Below are 21272 nucleotides of genomic sequence, written 5' to 3' on the forward strand. Positions count from 1 at the left end.
CTCACGCTTTAAGGAGGGAGCCCAATGGACATTCTATTTGAAAATCCGCTACTAATTGCGATTATCATCGGTATCATCTCTGCTATCTTTGGGAAAATCGGCAAACAAGAGGAGAATGAACAAAAGAACCAGCAAAACAAGCCGGCTCCTCAGCGTAAGCCAATGCCTCAAAAGCAGCAAACAAAACAAAAAAGTCCAGACCCAGTCGCGGCGGACCAGCTAGACGATTTTGGCGATGTACATGATCATGGCGGGATGAAGAAAAAAACATCACAGTCCTTACAAGATCGCTATACGGATACACTTGCTGAAATGGAAGAAAGAAAAAGCGAGCTGAGTAGAGAGTTCCAATCGCTTGAAAGGCAGCTCACAAGGCCAAAATCAGCATCTGCTGAAGTGAAGCCAAAAATCATTGAGAAGCTCAACCAAGATACGGTTGTTCAAGGCATGATCCTTGGAGAAGTATTTGGAGAGCCGCGTGCTAAAAAGCCGCATCGAACGATGAAACGGCCGTATAAAAGATAACGAAGAAAGCCTCCCTTTACTAAGGGGGCTTTTTTGTGGTCTGATGGCAATTTTTCATAAGCAAAATAATGAACGGGCTGTTTTACGGGATTCATTAGCATGATATGAACCGCTGAGGAATAGGATGATATAGAGGCTTTCTCATCAGTCTCACCATCTTTCAGTTTGATCTCATACACATGAGGTGGGAAGGGGTTCTTATTGAATGGGAAAAAGAAAAAATCGACTTAAAGCATGGCTGACAAGAACACTTGAAATCCCTCCAGACGTGATGATGGATCTTCCCCGTATTACGATGGTTGGCAGACTCCACATTTACATAGAGAACCATAAAGGACTTTTACTTTTCAGTGATCAAGAGGTAAGGCTTATGCTCAAACAAGGACAATGCATTATTTCAGGGAAAGATTTTGTGATTAAAACGATTTTGCCAGAAGAGATCTTATTAGAAGGGAAAATCGATGAGGTCCGTTATATTGATTCTTAACTGACGGAGGGGAGAAGCGTGAAGAATAAATGGTTCACCTATTTTATTGGCAAAGTGGAAGTGGAGATCAAAGGAAACGGGATTGAGCGGCTCATGAATGAGTGCACGAGACAGGGGATCACAATTTCTCAAGTGAGCCGCCATCAAGACAGCGTGCGCTTATTTATTCGCTTATCAGATGTACATGCCTTTAGAAAATTGCGCAGACATCATGAGGTGAAATGTTCATTTCATCAAAGGAAGGGTCTTCCGTTTCTTCTCATGTGGTCAAGGAGGAATATTGGGTTCACCCTTGGGATTGTTTTCTTTCTGGTGACGATATTGGCCCTTTCAAATATGGTGTGGAAAATAGATATCACAGGAGCGAATCCAGAGACAGAGCATCAAATGAGAAAGCATTTAGACGACATTGGTGTACAAAAAGGCCGGTTTCAATTTCTAATGGGAACACCTGAAAAAATTCAAAAGTCCCTGACAACCAATATTAAAAGCATTACATGGGTCGGCGTTGAATTAAACGGTACGACATTTCAAATGAAAGTCGTTGAAAAAAATGAGCCTGAAAAAGAGAAATATACAAGTCCGCAGCACATTGTTGCTAAGAAAAAGGCCGTCATCACGAGGATGTATGTAGAAAAAGGGGAACCGCTAGCCGCGGTCGATGAACATGTGAAAAAAGGGCAGATGCTCGTTTCTGGACTAATTGGCAGCGAAGATCAACAAAAAACGGTAGGAGCCAAAGCGAAAATCTATGGTGAAACATGGTATCGTTCTGAAGTTTCTGTCCCTCTTCGAACATCTTTTGACGTCTTTACGGGTAAAATGAAGACAAAGCACAAGCTCTCCGCATTTGGAGGTTCATTGCCATTTTGGGGATTTTCCTTTAAAGAAGATGATTTTGAGCAGCCAAAAACAGAAACAGAAGTACATCCACTTCAGTTCTTAAACTTTCAGCTCCCATTCTCCTATGAAAAGGAAATCACACGCGAAAGTGAAAAAATCAATCGAGAATACACAAATAAAGAAGCAGTTCAAGCAGGGATTAAAATGGGTAAAAAAGAATTAGAAGAGAAGCTAGGTCAAACAGGAGAGGTGAAAAGTGAAAAAGTTTTGCACGAGACAACAGGGAATGGTAAAGTTAAGTTAATCATCCTTTACCAAGTAATAGAAGATATTGTTCAACCAACACCTATTGTTCAGGGAGACTAGAGAATGACAGAACATTTACTTGAGATTCAACAAAAATTGGATAGCCCAAACGAAGCCATCGCTTTATTTGGCAATCAAGATGCTTATCTGAAACTGATGGAAAACGAGCTGAATGTCTCCATTATTACACGTGGAGAGAAAGTGTATGTTTCCGGTCAGGAAGCATCAAGAGATACAGTGAGCCAGTTGATTACATCTCTCTTACATCTCATCCGTAAAGGAATCGAGATTTCTGAACGGGATGTCGTCTATGCGATTAAAATGGCGCAAAAAAACAAGCTGAATTATTTTGAGAATATGTATGAAGATGAAATTACGAAAAATGCCAAAGGAAAGTCGATCAGGGTGAAAACGATCGGCCAGCGTGAATATGCTGCGGCGATGAAAAAAGATGATCTCGTCTTTGGGATTGGGCCTGCTGGTACAGGTAAAACGTATTTGGCAGTCGTTAACGCGGTACATGCACTGAAAAATGGACATGTGAAACGGATTATCCTGACAAGACCAGCCGTTGAAGCAGGAGAGAGTCTTGGCTTTTTGCCAGGCGATCTAAAGGAAAAAGTAGATCCTTATTTAAGACCACTATATGATGCCTTGCATGATGTGCTTGGCAGTGATCATACGGAACGTTTAATTGAGCGCGGTGTCATTGAAATAGCGCCTCTCGCCTATATGAGAGGGCGGACGCTCGATGATGCATTTGTTATTTTAGATGAAGCGCAAAATACAACGCCAGCCCAAATGAAAATGTTTTTGACGAGACTAGGGTTTGGCTCTAAAATGGTCATTACAGGAGATATTACACAAATTGATCTGCCAAAGGGCATGCAGTCAGGTCTTGCGGCTGCAAAGGACATGCTTGCAGAGATCAAGGGCATCTCATTCATTGAATTAGACCAGACAGATGTGGTCAGACACCCGCTTGTGGCGAAGATCATTGGAGCATACGAAAAGCAAAAATGAACTGAGTGACCCGATCGTCTTCATCGGGTCATTTTGTTTCGATCGTGGTTTAAAGTAAAAAAGGAGGTACTTTCCTTGAGAAAGAATCAGAAAGGCAGTAAGCGCAAAAGACTGCTGTCTAAAAAAGAACCTCAGAAAATGGAGCGCTCACGTTATTTAAACGTTTTGCTATACGCTGGTTTAGCAGCCATTCTGTTCGTGGTGCTCTTCTTCCATGTAAAGCCTGAATCGCTCGACTTAGATTTGTTTTCAGTGAGCGAACAGACCATCTATTCTCCGTCAACCGTCGATGATCAAGAAGCGACAGATGAAAAGAAGCAAGAAGCAACGGATCAAGTAGAAGATCAGTATACGCTCAAAAAAGCATATTCTGACAATCGTGTTGACCTCATCTCATCCCTCTTTGAAGCCATTAAAGAAGAGAAGAAAGCCGCTGATGAAAAAGAGAACCCGCCAACAGATCAAGAAATGGTCAAGCGTGTAAAAGAAAAACTCACAACAGATATGCAGGAAGCTGTTTCGGATAACTCCATCAAAGCACTGCTCCAAGCAAGTGACGAAAATCTCTCTTTTACTAAGGATTCCATCATCACAGTGGTGAATTCACTGATGAGTAAAGAAATCACAGCAGCTAAGTTACAAAATGAAAAAAAACAAGTGAAAACAGAGCTTGAAAACAATTCGATTCCTTCAAAGTATTTAAATGCAGCGAAAGAAATCGGTGAATTTGCGATTATTCCAAACTATGTATTTGACCCAGTGGCAACAGAGAAGAAAAGACAAGAAGCAGCTGATAATATTCAGCCGGTTCAAATTAAGCAAGGGCAAATTTTAGTGGAAGAAGGGGAACTGATCGACCGTGAAGTTTATCGCAAATTAGAGCTGACCGGCCTGTTAAATAGCTCAAATTTGTTTAAGCCTGTAAGCGGTCTTATGATATTGATCGGTCTTTTCTTAGCGGCGATTATTCACACATTAGAAACGAGGAAAAAATCGCTCGTCCATAAGAATAAATCGTTACTGCTTTACTCGCTTATTTTCACCATTATTTTAATCATCATGGAAGTATTCAGTCTCTTCCAAGAAACGAAATACACGACGATAGGCTATGTCGTGCCAGTTGCACTTGGGACGATGCTGATCAAGCTGTTGATCAATGAGCGGTTAGCGATCTTCTCTGGCCTTGTATTTGCCCTTTGCGGCAGTATGATGTTTAATCAAGGAGTAACCGGCGTCTTTAACTATGTCATCTGCGCTTATTATCTCATTAGCGGAATGGCGGGCATTTTGTTTTTGAGAAAACATAATGCGAGATCGAAAATTTTGCAAGCAGGGCTTTTGGTGGCTTTGACGAATGTTCTTGTGGTTTTATCAATCACGCTAATCCAAAATTCCTCTCCATCAGGACTTGAAATCGGTGTGAACCTTATGATGGCGATTGTGTCAGGATTTGCATCAGCTATTTTGGTTATCGGGTTAATGCCTGTCTTTGAAAGCATGTTTGGCATTCTTTCAACAATGAGGCTGATTGAATTATCTAATCCAAATCACCCGCTGCTCAAAAAGATTTTAACAGAGACACCAGGTACATATCATCATAGTGTCATGGTGGCGAATTTAGCGGATGCGGCATGTGAAGCAGTTGGCGCAAACGGGCTTTTAGCAAGGGTCGGCGCTTATTATCATGACATTGGGAAAACGAAAAGACCGCAATACTTTATTGAAAATCAAATGAACATTGATAATCCGCACGACAAGCTTTCCCCTCAGCTGAGTAAAAATATTATTATTGCCCATACGACAGATGGTGCTGATATGCTGAGAGAAAAGAAGTTTCCTGAAGAGCTGATCGATATTGCAGAACAGCACCACGGGAAATCGCTTTTAAAGTTCTTCTACTACAAAGCAAAAGAACGTGATGATCAGGTGACAGAAGAAGAATTTCGTTATCCTGGTCCAAAACCGCAATCAAAAGAAGCGGCGATTATTTCAGTGGCTGACAGCGTTGAAGCTGCGGTTCGTTCGATGCATAACCCAAATCCAGAGCGGATTGAAAAGCTTGTCAAAGGCATTATTTCAGATAAAATGCAGGATGGGCAATTTAGTGAATGTGATCTGACATTTAAAGAATTAAATATTATTAGCCAAACGATTTGTACAACATTAAAGGGGATTTTTCATTCTCGGATTGAATATCCAGATGCCCCGAAGCAGAAGGTGAAGTAAATGACATTGTTAATCGATTTAATAGATGAAACAGGACAAGTATCAAAAGAGCAGCTTGAAGAAGTGGAAAAGCTTCTTCAATTTGCTGCGGATGCCCTTGAGGTAAAAGATCAGGCAGAAGTATCAGTAACGATCGTTTCGAATGAAGAAATTCATCAGATCAACAAAGAATATCGGGGAAAGGACGCGCCAACAGATGTGATCTCCTTTGCACTTGAGGAAGAAGGAGAAGGGGAGATTGAGATTATTGGCGCCGATGACATCCCGCCGGTACTCGGTGACATTATCATTAGTGTTGATCGAACGAAAGAGCAGGCAGAAGAATATGGACATTCCTTTATGAGAGAGCTTGGATTCTTAACGATTCATGGTTTCCTTCATTTACTTGGTTATGATCATATGACAGAGGAAGATGAAAAAGAAATGTTCGCCAAACAGACAAAAATATTGGATGATTATGGCCTTTCGAGATCATCGTAAGAAACGAAAACCGCTTGCCCGTTTTTTTCGGAGTTTTTATTATGCATTTAGAGGAATCTGGCGAACTTTCTTGAATGAACGGAATTTTCGATTTCACACAGTCGCAGCCATCATCGTGGTGATCTGCGGCTTTTGGTTTCACATTGAACCGGTCGAATGGATGATCGTGCTGCTTTTATGCGGGGGGATGTTTGCGCTTGAACTTGTCAACACAGCCATTGAACATACAGTGGATCTTATGACAGAAGAAAAGCACCCGCTTGCAGAAAGAGCAAAGGACGCTGCAGCAGGCGCTGTTTGCGTTTACGCCACGATTTCGGTTATGATTGGGTTGATGATCTTCCTGCCGAAGATCATGCAATAGAACAATATTACTATTTATTAACATTTTTAGAAATGGGCGTGAAAATGTCACGTGAATTATGTAAAATATAAATGTGACAGTGGGTCCATTTCTTCTGAAAGTGGGAACTAGGAATGAACAAACAAGAGTTGATTTCAGAAGCAATCAAAGCAAGAGATTTTGCATATGTACCCTATTCTAAATTTAAAGTTGGTGCAGCATTATTGTCGAATGATGGAAAAGTGTATGGCGGCTGCAACATTGAAAATGCAGCATATGGCATGTGTAATTGTGCGGAAAGAACAGCACTTTTTAAAGCTTATTCAGAAGGCATCACATCTTTTCAAATGCTTGCAGTAGTGGCTGATACAGATCGACCTGTTTCACCGTGCGGCGCATGCAGACAGGTCATTTCAGAACTCTGTGCACCAGATATGCCAGTGATCCTAACAAACTTAAAAGGACATATATACGAAACAACAGTAAACGAACTATTGCCAGGCGCATTTTCACCGGAGGATTTAAATGACTAACGAAAGCTTCAAATCAGGATTCGTATCAATTATTGGAAGACCAAATGTAGGAAAATCAACCTTTCTGAATCGTGTCATTGGACAAAAAATTGCCATTATGAGTGATAAGCCCCAAACGACGCGAAATAAAGTTCAAGGTGTCTTGACAACTAACACGTCACAAACGATTTTTATCGATACACCAGGAATTCATAAACCTAAGCATAAGCTAGGTGATTTTATGATGAGGGTGGCTCAAAATACACTGAAGGAAGTCGACCTGATCTTGTTTATGATCAACGCAAAGGAAGGCTATGGCAAAGGTGATGAATTTATCATTGAACGACTAAAGCAAACATCTACACCGGTGTTCCTTGTCATCAATAAAATTGACCAAATTCACCCAGATGAACTGTTCCTTTTAATTGATGAATACCGCACACGTTATCCGTTTAAGGAAATTGTGCCAATTTCAGCACTTGAAGGCAACAACATTGACACGCTTCTTCAGCAAATTGAAGGTTACCTTCCAGAGGGCCCTCAATTTTATCCTGCAGATCAAGTAACAGATCATCCAGAGCGGTTTATTATTTCTGAATTAATTCGTGAAAAAGTGCTGCATTTAACGAGAGAAGAGATTCCTCACAGTATTGCAGTTGCGATCGAATCTATTAAACCAGATGAAAATGGCAAGATCCATGTTGCGGCGACGATTGTCGTCGAACGTGATTCACAAAAAGGGATCGTCATTGGTAAACGAGGCAGTTTATTAAAAGAAGTGGGACAAAAAGCGCGCAGAGATATTGAAGCACTTCTAGGCTCAAAAGTATACCTAGAGCTTTGGGTGAAAGTTCAGAAGGACTGGCGTAATAAATCCACTCACCTGCGTGACTTTGGATTTAGAGAAGACGAATATTAAAAATCGCTGCATCAGTTGTCAAGAAATCTGACAATGGTGCGGTTCGATTAGTAAAAATTGTTTATCATGAAATGGAGGTCGTCTGGTCAAGATAAAATTAATATGTTGGATGTAGCGTTGCTGCTTCTAATAAAGAAAGGTGGGGTTTTTATGTTGAATTTTACATGGAACGTATTTTCACAAACAGGAAGCGTTGACACGTATCTGCTTTTCAAAGAGTTAGAAAAGGAGAACCTGGAAAGACCCGATGGACTTGAAGAAGAGATAGCACGATTTGATTTTCCAATCTTATAATTCTTGACCCCCTCCAACGCTCGGAGTGTAGACAAATGCTCATTAAAAGTGAAGGAATCGTCCTTAGAACAACAGATTATGGCGAAACAAACAAAATTGTCACGCTGCTCACTAGAGAGCATGGGAAAATTGGTGTGATGGCAAGAGGCGCTAAAAAATCAAACAGCCGCCTGTCAGCCATAAGCCAGCCGTTTTTATACGGAACCTTCCTCATCCAATCATCAACAGGACTTGGAACGCTCCAGCAAGGTGAAATGATCGAAAGCATGCGGGCTATTCGGGAAGATTTATTTCTGACCGCATATGCCGCATATATGACTGAATTACTTGATAAAGGAACAGAAGAAAAAAGGCCAAACCCTTATTTGTTTGAGCTCCTTCTTCAATCTTTACGTCATCTCAATGAAGGCACAGATGCTGATATTATTTTATTTATTGTAGAGGTCAAAATGTTATCAGTGATGGGGATGAAGCCCGAACTGGATCAATGTGTGCACTGCGGTCAAAAAGAAGGGCAGTTCCATTTCTCGATTAGAGATAACGGATTTATTTGCCAAAATTGCTTTTCTAAAGATCCATATAAACTGCCCTTATCCCCAGCAGCTGCAAGACTGCTTCGTTTGTTTCATTATTTTGATTTATCAAGGCTTGGTCAGGTTGACGTGAAACCGCAGACTAAACAAGAAATTCGCCAAGTACTGGATCACTACTATGACGAATATTCAGGCCTTTATTTAAAATCAAAAAAATTCATGAATCAGATGGAATCGATGAAAAAGCTAATGGGTGACGAAAACAAAAGTTGACATCTCCCATGACTTTTTGTAAGATCATCTAAGATAAAATATGTTGCATTGACAGAAAGAAGTACTTACGTATAATCCATAAAAGCGACCTTAGGGCGGTGTAAGCTAAGGATGGGAGGCGTAACGAAAGGCATTCTTGAGCAACGTAAAACAAAGCGGCTGGGTGCTACGACACCAGCAAATAGGGTGGAACCGCGGGAAAAACTCTCGTCCCTATGTTTGCAAGGAACCTTGTGAGCATAGAGACGGGAGTTTTTGTGTTCTCTTATGAGGTTCTAGTCCCCACCCGCCATACATAGCGGATGGTGTAGAAAAAGATGGAGGTGCGATCATTGAATATTCAAGACATGATTTTGACGTTGCAAAAGCATTGGTCAAATGAAGGCTGCGTCTTAATGCAGGCGTATGACACAGAAAAAGGTGCTGGAACGATGAGTCCATATACGTTCCTCAGAAGCATCGGACCAGAGCCGTGGAAGGTAGCGTATGTAGAGCCTTCTAGACGCCCGGCTGATGGTAGATATGGAGAAAACCCAAATAGATTGTATCAGCATCATCAATTTCAAGTGATCATTAAGCCATCACCTGATAATATTCAAGAACTATATCTTGAATCATTAAAGGCACTTGGCATTGACCCGTTGAAACATGATATTCGTTTTGTTGAAGACAACTGGGAAAATCCATCTCTTGGCTGTGCAGGACTTGGCTGGGAAGTATGGCTTGATGGCATGGAAATTACGCAATTTACGTATTTCCAGCAAGTCGGCGGCTTAGAATGTAAGCCAGTTTCTGTTGAAATCACATACGGTATTGAACGTCTTGCCTCTTACATCCAAGACAAAGAAAATGTCTTTGACCTTGAATGGACAGACGGATTTACTGTAAGAGATTTATTCTTAATGGCTGAATATGAGCACTCTGTTTATACATTTGAAACATCTAATACTGACATGCTGTTCGATTTATTTACAACCTATGAGAAAGAAGCGCATAGCCAAATGGACAAAGGACTTGTTCACCCGGCATACGATTATGTACTCAAATGTTCTCATACGTTTAACCTGCTTGACGCAAAGGGCGCTATATCTGTCACTGAGCGAACTGGCTATATTGGAAGAGTACGTCAGTTAGCGCGAAAAGTGGCTAAAACGTATTACGAAGAGCGAGAAAAACTTGGATTCCCTATGTTAAAAGAGGAGGCGGCTTCTCATGAATAAACAAGATGTATTACTTGAAATCGGCTTAGAAGAGATGCCGGCTCGTTTCATGCCAGAGAGCACTAAGCAGCTAGGTGAGAAAGTAAAAGCTTGGTTTGAAACGCAAAATATTTCATTTGAAGATGTTGTTTTATTCAATTCACCAAGACGTCTTGCTGTGCTTGTCAAAGGTGTCGCAGAAAAACAAGAAGACATCAAAGAAGAAGCAAAAGGCCCAGCTAAAAAGATTGCTCAAGACGCTGAAGGCAATTGGACAAAAGCGGCTGAAGGCTTTGCCCGTGGACAAGGCGCTTCAACAGATGATCTTTATTTCAAAGAGATCAAAGGTGTGGATTATGTCCATGTCCAAAAGTTCCAAGAAGGAAAGCAAGTCAAAAACCTTCTCCCAGCGCTAGGTGAGATTGCCGCTTCATTAAGCTTTCCAAAGAACATGAGATGGGGAAGCAAAGATTTACGCTATATCCGTCCGATTAAATGGATTGTTTGCTTATTTGGTCAAGAGATCGTTCCTGTTGAAATTGCAGGCGTGAAAAGCGGCCGGGAGACAAGAGGACATCGCTTCCTCGGTAAGACAGCCAGCATTGACTCACCTGCTTCTTATGAGCAAACATTACACGATCAATTTGTTATTGCAGATTCAGATAAAAGAAAGCAATGGATTACTGAGCAGCTAAATGCTCTTTCTTCAGAAAAAGGCTGGGTTATTCCAGTTGATCCTGAGCTTCTAGAAGAAGTCAACGATCTTGTTGAATACCCAACAGTGTTGTTTGGCTCCTTTGAAGAAGAGTTCCTTGCATTGCCAGAAGAAGTATTGGTCACGACAATGAAAGAGCATCAGCGCTATTTCCCTGTGAAAAATGAGCAAGGGGAATTGCTGCCTCATTTTATTACAGTCAGAAACGGAAACAGCGAGGCGCTGGAAAATGTCGCAAGAGGAAACGAAAAAGTACTTCGTGCGCGTTTATCAGACGCTGCCTTCTTCTATAAAGAAGACGAAAAACTAGTCATTGAAGACAATATTAAAAAGCTTGATAAGGTTGTATTCCATGAGAAGCTTGGAACAATTGGTGACAAACTGAAGAGAGTGACAGACATTGCGACCCGCCTAGCAGCGCATGTTGGTGCAGATGACGAAACAACAAAACGTGTCGCAAGAGCAGCAAGCATTTCTAAGTTTGACCTTGTGACTCAAATGGTCTATGAATTCCCAGAATTACAAGGAATCATGGGTGAGAAATATGCAAAAGCACTTGGCGAACACGAAGAAGTCGCAAAGAGCATAAACGAACACTACATGCCGCGTTTTGCCGGTGACAAGGCGCCTTCGACTCTGATTGGTGCGATTGTCGCAGTAGCAGATAAACTAGATTCTATTTGTTCATTCTTTTCAATTGATGTTATTCCAACGGGTTCTCAAGATCCTTATGGACTCAGAAGACAAGCGAGCGGTATCGTTCAAATCCTGCTCGACCGTCATTGGAACGTTACATTTAAAGAGCTGTTAGCACTTGCTCAAGTAGAGACACAACATGAAGCTGCTCTGATTGAATTTTTGACGCAGCGTTTAAAATATGTCCTCCAAGCAGAGCATATCCGTCATGATGTGGTCGATGCAGTGCTTGATGTTGAAAATATTGAGCCTTATGCGGTCGTGAAAAAAGCAGCTGTTCTTGAAGAGAGCGTGAAACAAGAAAGCTTCAAAGAAACGGCTGAGGCTCTTGGCCGCGTCATTTCAATCAGTAAAAAAGGGAAAGATACAGAGATTCAGCCTGCACTGTTTGAAAATGAGTACGAACAAAAGCTATTTGAGGCGTATCAGCAAGTAGAGAAAGCTGTTAAGGAACATGTGGCAGCAGGACAATACAACTCAGCACTTAAGGCGTTAGATACCTTAAAAGCGCCGATTGTTCATTATTTCGATCACACAATGGTTCATGCGGATGATGAAAAACTGAAGCAAAATCGTTTGGCGCAGATGGTCAAACTAGCCAAAGTCATTCAATCATTTGCGAATATGAACAATTTAATAGTAAAATAAATACCTAAGAACGGTTGCCTTTTGAGAAGGGCAATCGTTTTTTACTCATTTAATTCACGGTTTTTGAGTGGATTTTTGTTTCATTCGGACAAAGATGCGCTATAATATGATGAGTTATGAAAATGATATACATAAAGTAAAGATTCGCTCTCTCTATTTAAAGGTGGTGAGTACAATCGAGTTAAATAAACGGCAAGAGCAGATTTTACAGATTGTCAAAGAGAATGGCCCGATCACTGGAGAGCATATCGCCGATCGGCTGAACTTAACAAGGGCTACCCTCAGACCGGATCTAGCCATTTTAACAATGTCTGGCTTTTTAGAAGCAAGACCAAGGGTCGGCTACTTTTTTACAGGAAAAACAGGCACGCAGCTTCTGGCAGATAAGCTGAAAAAACTTCAAGTGAAAGATTTTCAATCCATTCCAGTGGTGATACATGAGAATGTTTCGGTTTATGATGCGATTTGTACGATGTTTTTAGAGGATGTGGGCACATTATTCGTTGTGGACGATCACTCTATTTTAACAGGCGTGTTATCAAGAAAAGACCTCCTTCGAGCAAGTATTGGAAAACAAGAGCTTCCATCTATACCTGTCCATATTATTATGACAAGAATGCCGAACATCACCGTTTGCCGCAAGGAAGATTTCATTATGGATGTGGCCAAGCACTTGATTGAAAAGCAAATAGACGCACTTCCTGTCATAAAAGATACGGATAAAGGCTTTGAAGTTGTCGGCAGAATTACGAAAACAAACATGACGAAATTACTTGTTAGCTTATCGGAGAATGAAATTATCTAATTACAGAAGACTGCGAGGGGATGTTATGAGTAATCGCGTAATTTTTGTTGTATCAGATTCAGTAGGAGAAACGGCAGAGCTCGTGGTCAAAGCGGCACTTAGCCAATTTGATGGCGGTTCATCAGACCATTCAAATATTAGAAGAATCCCATATGTTGAGGATATTGGTACGATTAAAGAAGTTATTTCACTGGCGAAAGCAGATAACGGAATCGTCTGCTTTACTCTTGTTGTGCCAGAAATGCGTCAATTCTTAATAGAAGAGGCAGAAGCAAACGGAGTCGTTTACTATGACATCATCGGTCCACTTATTGATAAAATGGAGACCGCATATGGAAATGAAGCGAAACATGAGCCGGGTCGTGTACGTCAATTAGATGAGGACTATTTTAAAAAGGTAGAAGCCATTGAGTTCGCTGTAAAGTATGATGATGGCAGAGATCCAAGAGGCATTCTAAAGGCTGATATTGTGCTCATTGGTGTATCACGCACGTCGAAGACACCACTTTCTCAATATTTGGCGCATAAGCGGCTGAAGGTAGCGAACGTTCCGATTGTTCCTGAAGTTGACCCGCCAGAGGAGTTATTTTCAGTTGATCCAAAGAAATGCATTGGCCTGAAAATTAGTCCAGACAAACTCAATCATATTCGTAAAGAACGTTTAAAATCTCTAGGTTTAAATGATCGAGCAATTTACGCGAACATCGAGCGGATTAAAGAGGAACTAAAGTATTTTGAAAAAGTGGTGGACCGAATTAACTGTCAAGTTGTCGATGTATCGAATAAAGCAGTTGAGGAAACGGCAAATGTCATTCATCAAATGCTGACCAAAAGAGGTTCCGAATAAACTCAGGATGCTCCTCCTGGGTTTTTCCTATGGTGGGAAACGGGTAAACAAAAACAATAGCATATTTGCTGCATTTGTATTATAATAAAAAATTGTGATAAAATGATTGATTTTAGGTTTAAGTTAAGTCAAGAACGAATAAACTAATATTGGCAGAAGTCAAGTGATTCTGAACATAACTTTTCGACAAAATGAGTTTTACTGTTGATTGCTTTATGGGGGAAAAGTATGGTCTTTTTGCTTCTCTAAAGCAGGAATAAGGTGGAGGGATGGAGAATTAGTCACCTGAATGAACGTAAAAGAGAGAGGACGATTTATGTCGATGCAGATGCTTGTCCTGTAAAAGACGAAATCCTTTCTGTCGCATCTCAATTTCAAGTACCTGTGACTTTCATTGCTTCATATGAGCATTTTCAAACCAAAAGATCACCACTTGAAGATTGGCGGTTTGTAGATACACATAAGGAAGCAGCGGATTTAGTTATTGCGAACTCAGTTGCCGCACATGATATTGTCGTCACGCAAGACATTGGTCTTGCCTCCTTACTGCTTCCAAGGCATGTCATTGTTCTGTCTGAAAGAGGACGGATGTACACAAACGAAACAATTGATTTTGATTTGGAACGCAGGCATGTTTCCAGCAAACAGCGAAGAAAAGGTGTATACGGAAAAGGTCCCAAAAAGCTTTTAGAAGAGGATAAAAAGCGATTTATTGCACAACTACAAAAAATCCTGTCGAATCATGAAGGATTTTTGAATTAAAAGGCGAATAATGTACGACGGAGTGTAATTAGGATGAGCAAACGTATACCAGATGAACTTTTGGAGCAGATCCAAAAAAACGCAGACATTGTCGAAGTGATTGGAGAATACGTACAGCTTAGAAAGCAAGGTCGAAATTACTTCGGTCTTTGTCCATTCCATGGTGAAAATACTCCTTCATTCTCTGTTTCAGCAGATAAGCAAATCTTCCATTGTTTTGGCTGTGGTGCTGGAGGTAATGTGTTTTCGTTCCTCAGACAAATGGAAGGCTACTCATTTATTGAAGCCGTTTCACATGTTGCTGATAAGTACCATATTGATTTGCCTGATCATGTAGCGAATGCTCAGATCAGTTCCTCTCAGCAAGAGGATACAGCAAATCATAAAATGATTGAGGCACATGAGCTTCTTAAGAAATTTTACCACCATTTGCTGGTAAATACAAAGGAAGGTCAAAACGCACTCGATTATTTACGGTCCAGAGGCTTTACGGATGAAACAATTGCCAAGTTTGAGATCGGGTATGCTCTTGACTCTTGGGATTTCATGACCAAGTTTTTAGAAAAACGAGGGTTTGATCCTGTGATGATGGAGAAGGCTGGTCTTTTGATCCAACGTGAAAACGGCACAGGTTTTTTTGATCGTTTTAGGGATCGTGTCATGTTTCCAATTCATGATCATCACGGGACGGTCGTCGCTTTTTCTGGAAGATCACTTGGTAATCAGCAGCCTAAGTATATGAATAGTCCTGAAACGCCACTTTTTCATAAAAGTAAGCTGCTCTATCACTTTCATGACGCGCGTATGCATATTAGAAAACGCGAACGGGCGGTCCTTTTTGAAGGATTTGCTGACGTCATATCAGCTGTCACATCTGGTGTTGGCGAAAGTGTTGCAACAATGGGTACGTCTTTAACAGAAGAGCACGTAAAACTTCTCAGGCGGAACGTAGAAGAGATCATCCTATGTTATGACTCTGACACGGCCGGATATGAAGCGACCATGAAAGCGTCAGATTTGCTTGGAAAAAGGGGATGTAAAGTTCGCGTTGCCATGATACCAGATGGACTCGATCCAGATGATTACATTCGTAAATATGGTGGCGAGAAATTTAGGAATGACATCATAGATGCAAGTGTGACATTAATGACATTTAAGATGAATTTTTTCCGAAGAGGAAAGAATTTATCAGACGAAGGAGACCGTCTTGCTTATATGAAGCAAGTTCTCCGAGAAATCAGCCGGTTAAACGGCTCCTTGGAACAAGAGATTTACATGAAACAGCTTGCTGGAGAGTTTTCGATCTCACTTGACTCATTAAAGGAACAACTGGAGCTGTTTGAAAAGCAGCAGCGGCAAGAAGCCAAAAGCACGCAAGAAGAAAGCGGGCTTGAAAAACGGCGTGCACATCTGTCAACACAGGTGAGAAGAAAGCGTCTACGTCCGGCATATGAAAACGCAGAGAGAATGCTGCTTGCTCATATGTTAAAAAGCGATGACGTGATCCGCAAAGTGCTTGACAGAGTAGGGATTGAATTTAATATAGATACGCACAGGGCGCTGGCAACGTACATTTATGCATTGTATGAAGAAGGCAAAGAACCGACGCCGCAGCACCTGATGAACCGTTTGGAAGATGATGTCATGAATCAGCTTCTGACGGATATATTAATGATTCAAGTTGGAGACGAACTAAGTGAAGCTGAATTAAGTGATTATGTAAAAAAAGTGTTGAATCATCGGAATTGGTCAATGATAAAGGAAAAAGAACTAGAACGTGCAGAGGCGGAGAGGCAAAAAGATTTCTTCAAAGCGGCAACACTTGCAAAAGAAATTGTTCAGTTGAACCGTTCGCTGAAGTAATACGTCTAATATTTATGACAAGACTTACGGCTGGCAATGAATCCTTTAGGGGAGGAGCATAAGACCGCAAGCATCTTGCCTTCATCATTATTTATTTTATTCCTATTTGCTCATCTGTTTGATAGAGAGAGAAAAGCAGAGCGGAAGCAAATCGCAAGTTACTTTAGAATTCGTTGCAAGCTTTGGAAGGAGGGATCCATAATGGCTGATAAACAAGCCCACGAAACCGAAACTGAATTAACCTTTGAACAGGTGAGAGATAAGCTCACTGAAACGGGTAAAAAACGGGGCGTTTTAACATACGAAGAAATTGCAGAGCGTATGTCTAGCTTTGAAATTGAATCAGACCAAATGGATGAATACTATGAATACTTAGGCGAACAGGGTGTAGAGCTCATCAGTGAAAATGAAGAGACAGAAGACCCAAATGTTCAGCAGCTGGCTAAAGCAGAAGAGGAATTTGACCTGAATGATTTAAGCGTACCACCAGGTGTCAAAATTAATGATCCTGTTCGTATGTACTTAAAAGAAATCGGACGCGTCAATTTGTTATCTGCTAAAGAAGAAATTACGTATGCTCAAAAGATCGAAGAAGGCGATGAGGAATCAAAAAGAAGATTAGCGGAAGCGAACCTTCGTCTTGTTGTCAGTATTGCAAAACGTTACGTTGGTCGTGGTATGCTGTTCCTTGACTTGATCCAAGAAGGAAACATGGGGCTCATGAAGGCAGTTGAGAAGTTTGATTACCGCAAAGGATACAAATTCTCAACATATGCGACTTGGTGGATTAGACAGGCGATCACGCGTGCCATTGCTGATCAGGCGAGAACGATCCGTATTCCAGTTCATATGGTGGAAACCATTAATAAATTGATCCGTGTTCAAAGACAGCTTCTGCAAGATCTAGGCAGAGAACCAACGCCAGAGGAAATTGCTGAAGACATGGATTTAACACCAGAAAAGGTAAGAGAAATTCTTAAAATTGCACAAGAGCCTGTATCTTTAGAAACACCTATTGGTGAAGAAGATGACTCGCATCTTGGTGATTTTATTGAAGACCAAGAGGCGACATCTCCATCTGACCATGCTGCATATGAGTTGTTAAAAGAGCAGCTTGAAGATGTATTAGACACGCTAACGGACCGTGAAGAAAATGTGCTGAGACTACGTTTCGGACTAGATGACGGAAGAACACGTACATTAGAAGAGGTTGGTAAGGTGTTTGGCGTAACAAGAGAGCGTATCCGCCAAATTGAAGCTAAAGCTCTTCGTAAATTAAGACACCCAAGCAGAAGTAAACGATTAAAAGACTTCTTAGAATAGAAACCGGACGGATCTTGAAAGAGATCCGTTCTTTCTTCATCAAAAATGAAAACGCTTTTTTCAATCTGATTATATTTTACTGAATAACAAATGAATTTGCAACGTTCTTAGAGAAAAGATGTATAAAAAATACATCAAAATGTGCTGAAGGCTTCATTTCTCATCTTGATTCATTTTTGTCTAATCTGTGAACTTGACCAAAGTTTTATATCATAATTCGTTTACTTTTTGTAAAATTAAAGTAGAATTAGAATTGTTTGCATAGTCTCAAAGGGGTTTTTCACAAAGGGGAGGATGAAAGAAATGAAACGGAATCCACTTATACCATTTTTATTGATTGCCATTTTAGGTATTGGACTCACTTTTTTCTTATCAATGAAGGGGCTGAAAGATGAAGAAAAAATTGCCTCTGGTGGCGAAGAGCAAAAGCAAGAAGAGACAGCAAATGCGACGCCGGAAGAATTGTATAAGCAGAACTGTTTGAGCTGTCACGGGGAAAACTATGAAGGCGGAGCAGGACCTGCATTAAAAGGTGTTGGCGATAAGCTTGAAGTGGCAGACATCAAGAAGAAAATTCAAGAAGGCGGAAACGGGATGCCAGGCGGGCTGATTCCGAATGAAAAGCTAGATGAGATGTCGGAATGGGTATCCAAAATTAAATAATGTTACGCAAAAAGCTCTTTTTGATAAGAAGAGCTTTTTTCATTTGAAAACGACTTTTAAAAAGTCCATAATTTATATAAGATAGACAAGGGATGAACATTAAAGAAAAGTAGTGATACGTATGAATGAAATGAATTTATCGAAACGATTAAAAAGAGTGGCAGACTTTTTACCAAATGAGGCTGTCTTTGCTGATATCGGCTCAGATCATGCCTATTTGCCATGCTATGCGATATTACATCAAAAAGCAGTAAAAGCCATTGCTGGTGAAATTACAGATGGACCGCTCCAATCTGCGAAGCAGCAAGTACATAGACTTGAATTAGATGAACAGATCTCGGTCAGAAAAGGAAATGGCCTTGAAGTTATTGAAAAAGGCGAGGTGACTGCTGTAACGATTGCAGGTATGGGCGGGGCACTCATCGCAAGCATTCTAAATGAAGGCAAGCATAAGCTCTCAGGAAACGAGCGGCTCATTCTTCAGCCTAATATCCATGCTCACCATATTCGTTTATGGCTGTATCAAGAGGGGTATAAACTGATGGATGAAGTGATTTTAGAAGAGGATGGCAAAATATACGAAATCATCATCGCAGAAAAAGGCGATAAAGATAAAGCCTATGAAGGCATGTCAGTTGAAGCGGGCATGCTAGTTGGCCCGTTTCTTGCCAAAGAGCAAAATGACGTCTTCCGGCGCAAGTGGATGCAAGAGCTTCACCATATGGAGAAAATAGAAGGTCAAATTCAAGGAGCAGCTCCGACAGAAGAAAACAAGGAGCGCCAGAAAGAGCTGAAAGCGAAAATAAAGATTCTAAAGGAGGTTTTGACTGTTGGCTAAAACAGTAAACGGGCATGAAATCATCCAATTGTTTGAACAATTTTCACCAAAGGCATATGCTATGGAAGGTGATAAAATTGGGCTCCAGATTGGGACATTAAATAAAAAAGTAACCAATGTCATGATCACCTTGGATGTATTGGAGAACGTGGTAGATGAGGCGATCGAGCGACATGTGGATCTCATTATTGCCCATCATCCTCCAATTTTCCGTCCTTTAAAAAATGTAGCGACAGATCAGCCAGCTGGACGAATCATTGAAAAGTGCATGAAACATGATATTGCGGTATATGTGGCACATACGAATTTAGACGTAGCAGATGGAGGAGTCAATGACTTGCTTGCTAATGCATTAGAGCTGAAGGAAACAAGTGTGTTAATTCCGACATATGAAGATCAAATCAAGCAGCTTGCACTTTATGTCCCAGAGGAATTTGAAGAGGCCATCAGAACGGCTTTAGGAAATGCGGGAGCTGGTCATATTGGCAACTACAGTCATTGTGCTTTTTCAAATGAAGGGACAGGCAGCTTTCTACCATCAGAAGAAGCCGCGCCATTTATTGGAGAGTCGGGTAAGCTGGAGTTTGTGAAAGAAGTGCGGATTGAAACCATTTTTCCAGCAAGTATTGAAAAACAAGTGATTCGTGAAATGATCAAAGCACATCCTTATGAAGAAGTGGCCTATAGTGTACATACGACAGATCTTCCTCCTATTCAAAAAGGTCTCGGCCGTATTGGAGAGTTAAGAGAGCCTATGACACTTGGAGACTTTACACAGTTTGTGAAAACAAAGCTAGATGTGAATGGGGCTCGTTTTGTAGGAGATCAGGAAGCGGTTGTGAAAAAGGTAGCTGTGCTTGGCGGAGACGGAAATAAATACATCCATCAAGCGAAAAGAATGGGTGCTGATGTGTATGTGACAGGAGACCTTTATTTCCATGTCGCCCACGATGCAATGATGCTTGGACTGAACGTAGTGGACCCAGGTCATTACGCTGAAAAGATTATGAAAGAGGGCGTGAAGGCGAAACTTCAATCGCTTTGTACTGATAAAAAGTATGATGTACAGCTCTTTGTGTCAGAAGCAAACACAAACCCATTTCAGTTTATGTAAACAAGAAAACGTCAGAGCACAGCAGCTCTGACGTTTTCTTATTTCTTCGTTTTTACGCGAGGTAATATTTTCGAAAGAGGAACAGCATGTTCAACCTTCCAAGTCGATTCATCGTCCGGTTCATAGTTTTCTAAGAAGCGAATGACTTCTTTTGTAATAGGTGTTGGTGTTGAAGCGCCAGCAGTCACGGCGACGGTTTTTACGCCTTGCAGCCATTCCAGCTTGAGCTCACTGAGGTCACCAATACGATAAGCCTGTGTTCCTGCAATCTCCATTGACACTTGTGCTAGACGGTTGGAGTTATTACTTTTCGGATCGCCAACAACAATGGTTAGATCAGCTTGACCTGCTTGCTGTGAAACGGCTTCCTGACGCACCTGTGTCGCAAGACAAATTTCTTGATGGTATTCGACGTGCGGATATTTCTCCTTAATGAGCTCCATCAAATCATAGACATCCCACTGTGACATCGTCGTCTGATTGGTAATGAGCAGCCTACCTGACGTTAAATCCAGCGCCTCAATGTCGGCTTCTGTTTCAACAAGATGCACTTTGTCTGGTGCAACTCCGACAGCTCCTTCTGGCTCAGGGTGACCTTTTTTTCCAATATAAATAATGTCATAACCATCGGCAGTTTTTTCTGAAATTAGTTCATGTGTTTTCGTTACATCTGGACAGGTCGCATCAATGGCTACAAGACCTTTTTCTTCTGCGATTTGGCGAACCTCGGGAGAAACGCCGTGAGCGGTGAAAATCACCGTTCCGCTTTCAACCTGCTTTAAAATGTCCAAGCGGTTTGGTCCGTCCAGTGTGTAGATCCCATCCTCTTCAAAGGCATCTGTTACATGTTTGTTATGCACAATCATACCTAATATATAAATTGGGCGTGGCAAGTTTTTATCCAGTGCGGCATTTTTAGCAATGACCATTGCATCCACAACGCCATAGCAATAGCCACGCGGCGATATTTTAATCACATTCATTTATTCGTCCTCCTGTAGGGAAGTGCTGCTAGAGAAGAACAATATAAAAAGC

Annotated in this window: 22 protein-coding genes and 1 other annotated feature; of the genes, 21 read left to right on the top strand and 1 reads right to left on the bottom strand. The window is 41.1% G+C overall.

Annotation, left to right across the window (positions count from 1 at the left end; all coding sequences use genetic code 11):
* Positions 1 to 24 precede the first annotated feature (24 nt).
* The 21 genes from BA70_RS05945 to BA70_RS06040 all read left to right on the top strand — a co-directional run bounded on the left by BA70_RS05945 (position 25) and on the right by BA70_RS06040 (position 20237).
* Positions 25 to 525 carry a hypothetical protein gene (locus BA70_RS05945; protein WP_034319482.1) on the top strand — a complete coding sequence of 167 codons (501 nt, stop codon included), beginning with the start codon at positions 25 to 27 and terminating at the stop codon, positions 523 to 525.
* A 205-nt stretch (positions 526 to 730) separates the two neighbouring features.
* A complete protein-coding gene (gene yqfC, locus BA70_RS05950; RefSeq protein ID WP_012010618.1) occupies positions 731 to 1012 on the top strand; it encodes a sporulation protein YqfC in 282 nt (93 codons plus the stop codon).
* 18 nt (positions 1013 to 1030) lie between these two features.
* On the top strand, positions 1031 to 2221 hold the full coding sequence (yqfD, locus tag BA70_RS05955; RefSeq protein ID WP_034319483.1) for a sporulation protein YqfD: 1191 nt from the start codon (positions 1031 to 1033) through the stop codon (positions 2219 to 2221).
* Between the two features lie 3 nt (positions 2222 to 2224).
* A complete protein-coding gene (locus BA70_RS05960) occupies positions 2225 to 3184 on the top strand; it encodes a PhoH family protein (protein ID WP_034319485.1) in 960 nt (319 codons plus the stop codon).
* 114 nt (positions 3185 to 3298) lie between these two features.
* Positions 3299 to 5410 carry an HD family phosphohydrolase gene (locus BA70_RS05965; RefSeq protein ID WP_420834677.1) on the top strand — a complete coding sequence of 704 codons (2112 nt, stop codon included), beginning with the start codon at positions 3299 to 3301 and terminating at the stop codon, positions 5408 to 5410.
* Positions 5411 to 5890, top strand: a complete 480-nt coding sequence (gene ybeY, locus BA70_RS05970) for an rRNA maturation RNase YbeY (protein ID WP_034319491.1) — start codon at positions 5411 to 5413, stop codon at positions 5888 to 5890. It abuts the gene before it with no gap.
* The gene (locus BA70_RS05975; protein WP_034319494.1) at positions 5868 to 6254 is read left to right on the top strand and encodes a diacylglycerol kinase family protein; all 387 of its coding nucleotides are present in this window, start codon (positions 5868 to 5870) and stop codon (positions 6252 to 6254) included. The genes ybeY and BA70_RS05975 overlap by 23 nt, the downstream gene beginning before the upstream one ends.
* Before the next feature lie 113 nt (positions 6255 to 6367).
* Positions 6368 to 6766, top strand: coding sequence for a cytidine deaminase (locus BA70_RS05980; RefSeq protein WP_008356263.1), 399 nt, complete (start codon positions 6368 to 6370; stop codon positions 6764 to 6766).
* A complete protein-coding gene (gene era / locus BA70_RS05985; RefSeq protein ID WP_034319496.1) occupies positions 6759 to 7664 on the top strand; it encodes a GTPase Era in 906 nt (301 codons plus the stop codon). Before BA70_RS05980 ends, era begins: the two co-directional genes overlap by 8 nt.
* Before the next feature lie 150 nt (positions 7665 to 7814).
* On the top strand, positions 7815 to 7958 hold the full coding sequence (locus BA70_RS19395; protein WP_078061658.1) for a YqzL family protein: 144 nt from the start codon (positions 7815 to 7817) through the stop codon (positions 7956 to 7958).
* Positions 7959 to 7993: 35 nt separating this feature from the next.
* A complete protein-coding gene (gene recO / locus BA70_RS05990; protein WP_034319498.1) occupies positions 7994 to 8764 on the top strand; it encodes a DNA repair protein RecO in 771 nt (256 codons plus the stop codon).
* 39 nt (positions 8765 to 8803) lie between these two features.
* Positions 8804 to 8982: a binding site (T-box leader), on the top strand.
* Positions 8983 to 9096: 114 nt separating this feature from the next.
* Positions 9097 to 9984, top strand: a complete 888-nt coding sequence (gene glyQ / locus BA70_RS05995) for a glycine--tRNA ligase subunit alpha (RefSeq protein ID WP_003217487.1) — start codon at positions 9097 to 9099, stop codon at positions 9982 to 9984.
* On the top strand, positions 9977 to 12022 hold the full coding sequence (gene glyS, locus BA70_RS06000) for a glycine--tRNA ligase subunit beta (protein ID WP_034319500.1): 2046 nt from the start codon (positions 9977 to 9979) through the stop codon (positions 12020 to 12022). The genes glyQ and glyS overlap by 8 nt, the downstream gene beginning before the upstream one ends.
* A gap of 166 nt (positions 12023 to 12188) precedes the next feature.
* Positions 12189 to 12827, top strand: a complete 639-nt coding sequence (ccpN, locus tag BA70_RS06005; RefSeq protein WP_034319972.1) for a transcriptional regulator CcpN — start codon at positions 12189 to 12191, stop codon at positions 12825 to 12827.
* Between the two features lie 25 nt (positions 12828 to 12852).
* Positions 12853 to 13674 (top strand): pyruvate, water dikinase regulatory protein, encoded by an 822-nt coding sequence (locus BA70_RS06010; protein ID WP_034319503.1) that lies wholly within the window; start codon positions 12853 to 12855, stop codon positions 13672 to 13674.
* Positions 13675 to 13935: 261 nt separating this feature from the next.
* Positions 13936 to 14436: a YaiI/YqxD family protein gene (locus tag BA70_RS06015; protein ID WP_034319506.1), complete on the top strand. Its 501-nt coding sequence runs from the start codon at positions 13936 to 13938 to the stop codon at positions 14434 to 14436.
* Between the two features lie 33 nt (positions 14437 to 14469).
* A complete protein-coding gene (dnaG, locus tag BA70_RS06020; protein WP_034319509.1) occupies positions 14470 to 16299 on the top strand; it encodes a DNA primase in 1830 nt (609 codons plus the stop codon).
* A 201-nt stretch (positions 16300 to 16500) separates the two neighbouring features.
* On the top strand, positions 16501 to 17622 hold the full coding sequence (gene rpoD, locus BA70_RS06025; RefSeq protein WP_008342392.1) for an RNA polymerase sigma factor RpoD: 1122 nt from the start codon (positions 16501 to 16503) through the stop codon (positions 17620 to 17622).
* A gap of 303 nt (positions 17623 to 17925) precedes the next feature.
* On the top strand, positions 17926 to 18285 hold the full coding sequence (gene cccA / locus BA70_RS06030) for a cytochrome c550 (RefSeq protein WP_034319511.1): 360 nt from the start codon (positions 17926 to 17928) through the stop codon (positions 18283 to 18285).
* 121 nt (positions 18286 to 18406) lie between these two features.
* Positions 18407 to 19123 (top strand): tRNA (adenine(22)-N(1))-methyltransferase, encoded by a 717-nt coding sequence (locus BA70_RS06035; protein WP_034319513.1) that lies wholly within the window; start codon positions 18407 to 18409, stop codon positions 19121 to 19123.
* Complete coding sequence (locus BA70_RS06040; protein WP_034319516.1) at positions 19116 to 20237, top strand: Nif3-like dinuclear metal center hexameric protein; 1122 nt, start codon at positions 19116 to 19118, stop codon at positions 20235 to 20237. Before BA70_RS06035 ends, BA70_RS06040 begins: the two co-directional genes overlap by 8 nt.
* Before the next feature lie 38 nt (positions 20238 to 20275).
* Here BA70_RS06040 and BA70_RS06045 read toward each other — a convergent pair whose 3' ends face one another.
* Positions 20276 to 21220 (bottom strand): 4-hydroxy-3-methylbut-2-enyl diphosphate reductase, encoded by a 945-nt coding sequence (locus BA70_RS06045; protein ID WP_034319519.1) that lies wholly within the window; start codon positions 21218 to 21220, stop codon positions 20276 to 20278.
* Positions 21221 to 21272 lie beyond the last annotated feature (52 nt).

This window comes from Bacillus zhangzhouensis (assembly GCF_000715205.1).
Lineage (GTDB): Bacteria > Bacillota > Bacilli > Bacillales > Bacillaceae > Bacillus > Bacillus zhangzhouensis.

Excerpts from the sequence above, each read along its gene's own strand:
- BA70_RS05945 (WP_034319482.1), top strand. The coding sequence starts at position 25 with ATGGACATTCTATTTGAAAATCCGCTACTAATTGCGATTATCATCGGT.
- yqfC (WP_012010618.1), top strand. The coding sequence starts at position 731 with ATGGGAAAAAGAAAAAATCGACTTAAAGCATGGCTGACAAGAACACTT.
- BA70_RS05960 (WP_034319485.1), top strand. The coding sequence starts at position 2,225 with ATGACAGAACATTTACTTGAGATTCAACAAAAATTGGATAGCCCAAAC.
- ybeY (WP_034319491.1), top strand. The coding sequence starts at position 5,411 with ATGACATTGTTAATCGATTTAATAGATGAAACAGGACAAGTATCAAAA.
- BA70_RS05975 (WP_034319494.1), top strand. The coding sequence starts at position 5,868 with ATGGCCTTTCGAGATCATCGTAAGAAACGAAAACCGCTTGCCCGTTTT.
- BA70_RS05980 (WP_008356263.1), top strand. The coding sequence starts at position 6,368 with ATGAACAAACAAGAGTTGATTTCAGAAGCAATCAAAGCAAGAGATTTT.
- era (WP_034319496.1), top strand. The coding sequence starts at position 6,759 with ATGACTAACGAAAGCTTCAAATCAGGATTCGTATCAATTATTGGAAGA.
- BA70_RS19395 (WP_078061658.1), top strand. The coding sequence starts at position 7,815 with ATGTTGAATTTTACATGGAACGTATTTTCACAAACAGGAAGCGTTGAC.
- recO (WP_034319498.1), top strand. The coding sequence starts at position 7,994 with ATGCTCATTAAAAGTGAAGGAATCGTCCTTAGAACAACAGATTATGGC.
- glyS (WP_034319500.1), top strand. The coding sequence starts at position 9,977 with ATGAATAAACAAGATGTATTACTTGAAATCGGCTTAGAAGAGATGCCG.
- BA70_RS06010 (WP_034319503.1), top strand. The coding sequence starts at position 12,853 with ATGAGTAATCGCGTAATTTTTGTTGTATCAGATTCAGTAGGAGAAACG.
- dnaG (WP_034319509.1), top strand. The coding sequence starts at position 14,470 with ATGAGCAAACGTATACCAGATGAACTTTTGGAGCAGATCCAAAAAAAC.
- rpoD (WP_008342392.1), top strand. The coding sequence starts at position 16,501 with ATGGCTGATAAACAAGCCCACGAAACCGAAACTGAATTAACCTTTGAA.
- cccA (WP_034319511.1), top strand. The coding sequence starts at position 17,926 with ATGAAACGGAATCCACTTATACCATTTTTATTGATTGCCATTTTAGGT.
- BA70_RS06035 (WP_034319513.1), top strand. The coding sequence starts at position 18,407 with ATGAATGAAATGAATTTATCGAAACGATTAAAAAGAGTGGCAGACTTT.
- BA70_RS06045 (WP_034319519.1), bottom strand. The coding sequence starts at position 21,220 with ATGAATGTGATTAAAATATCGCCGCGTGGCTATTGCTATGGCGTTGTG.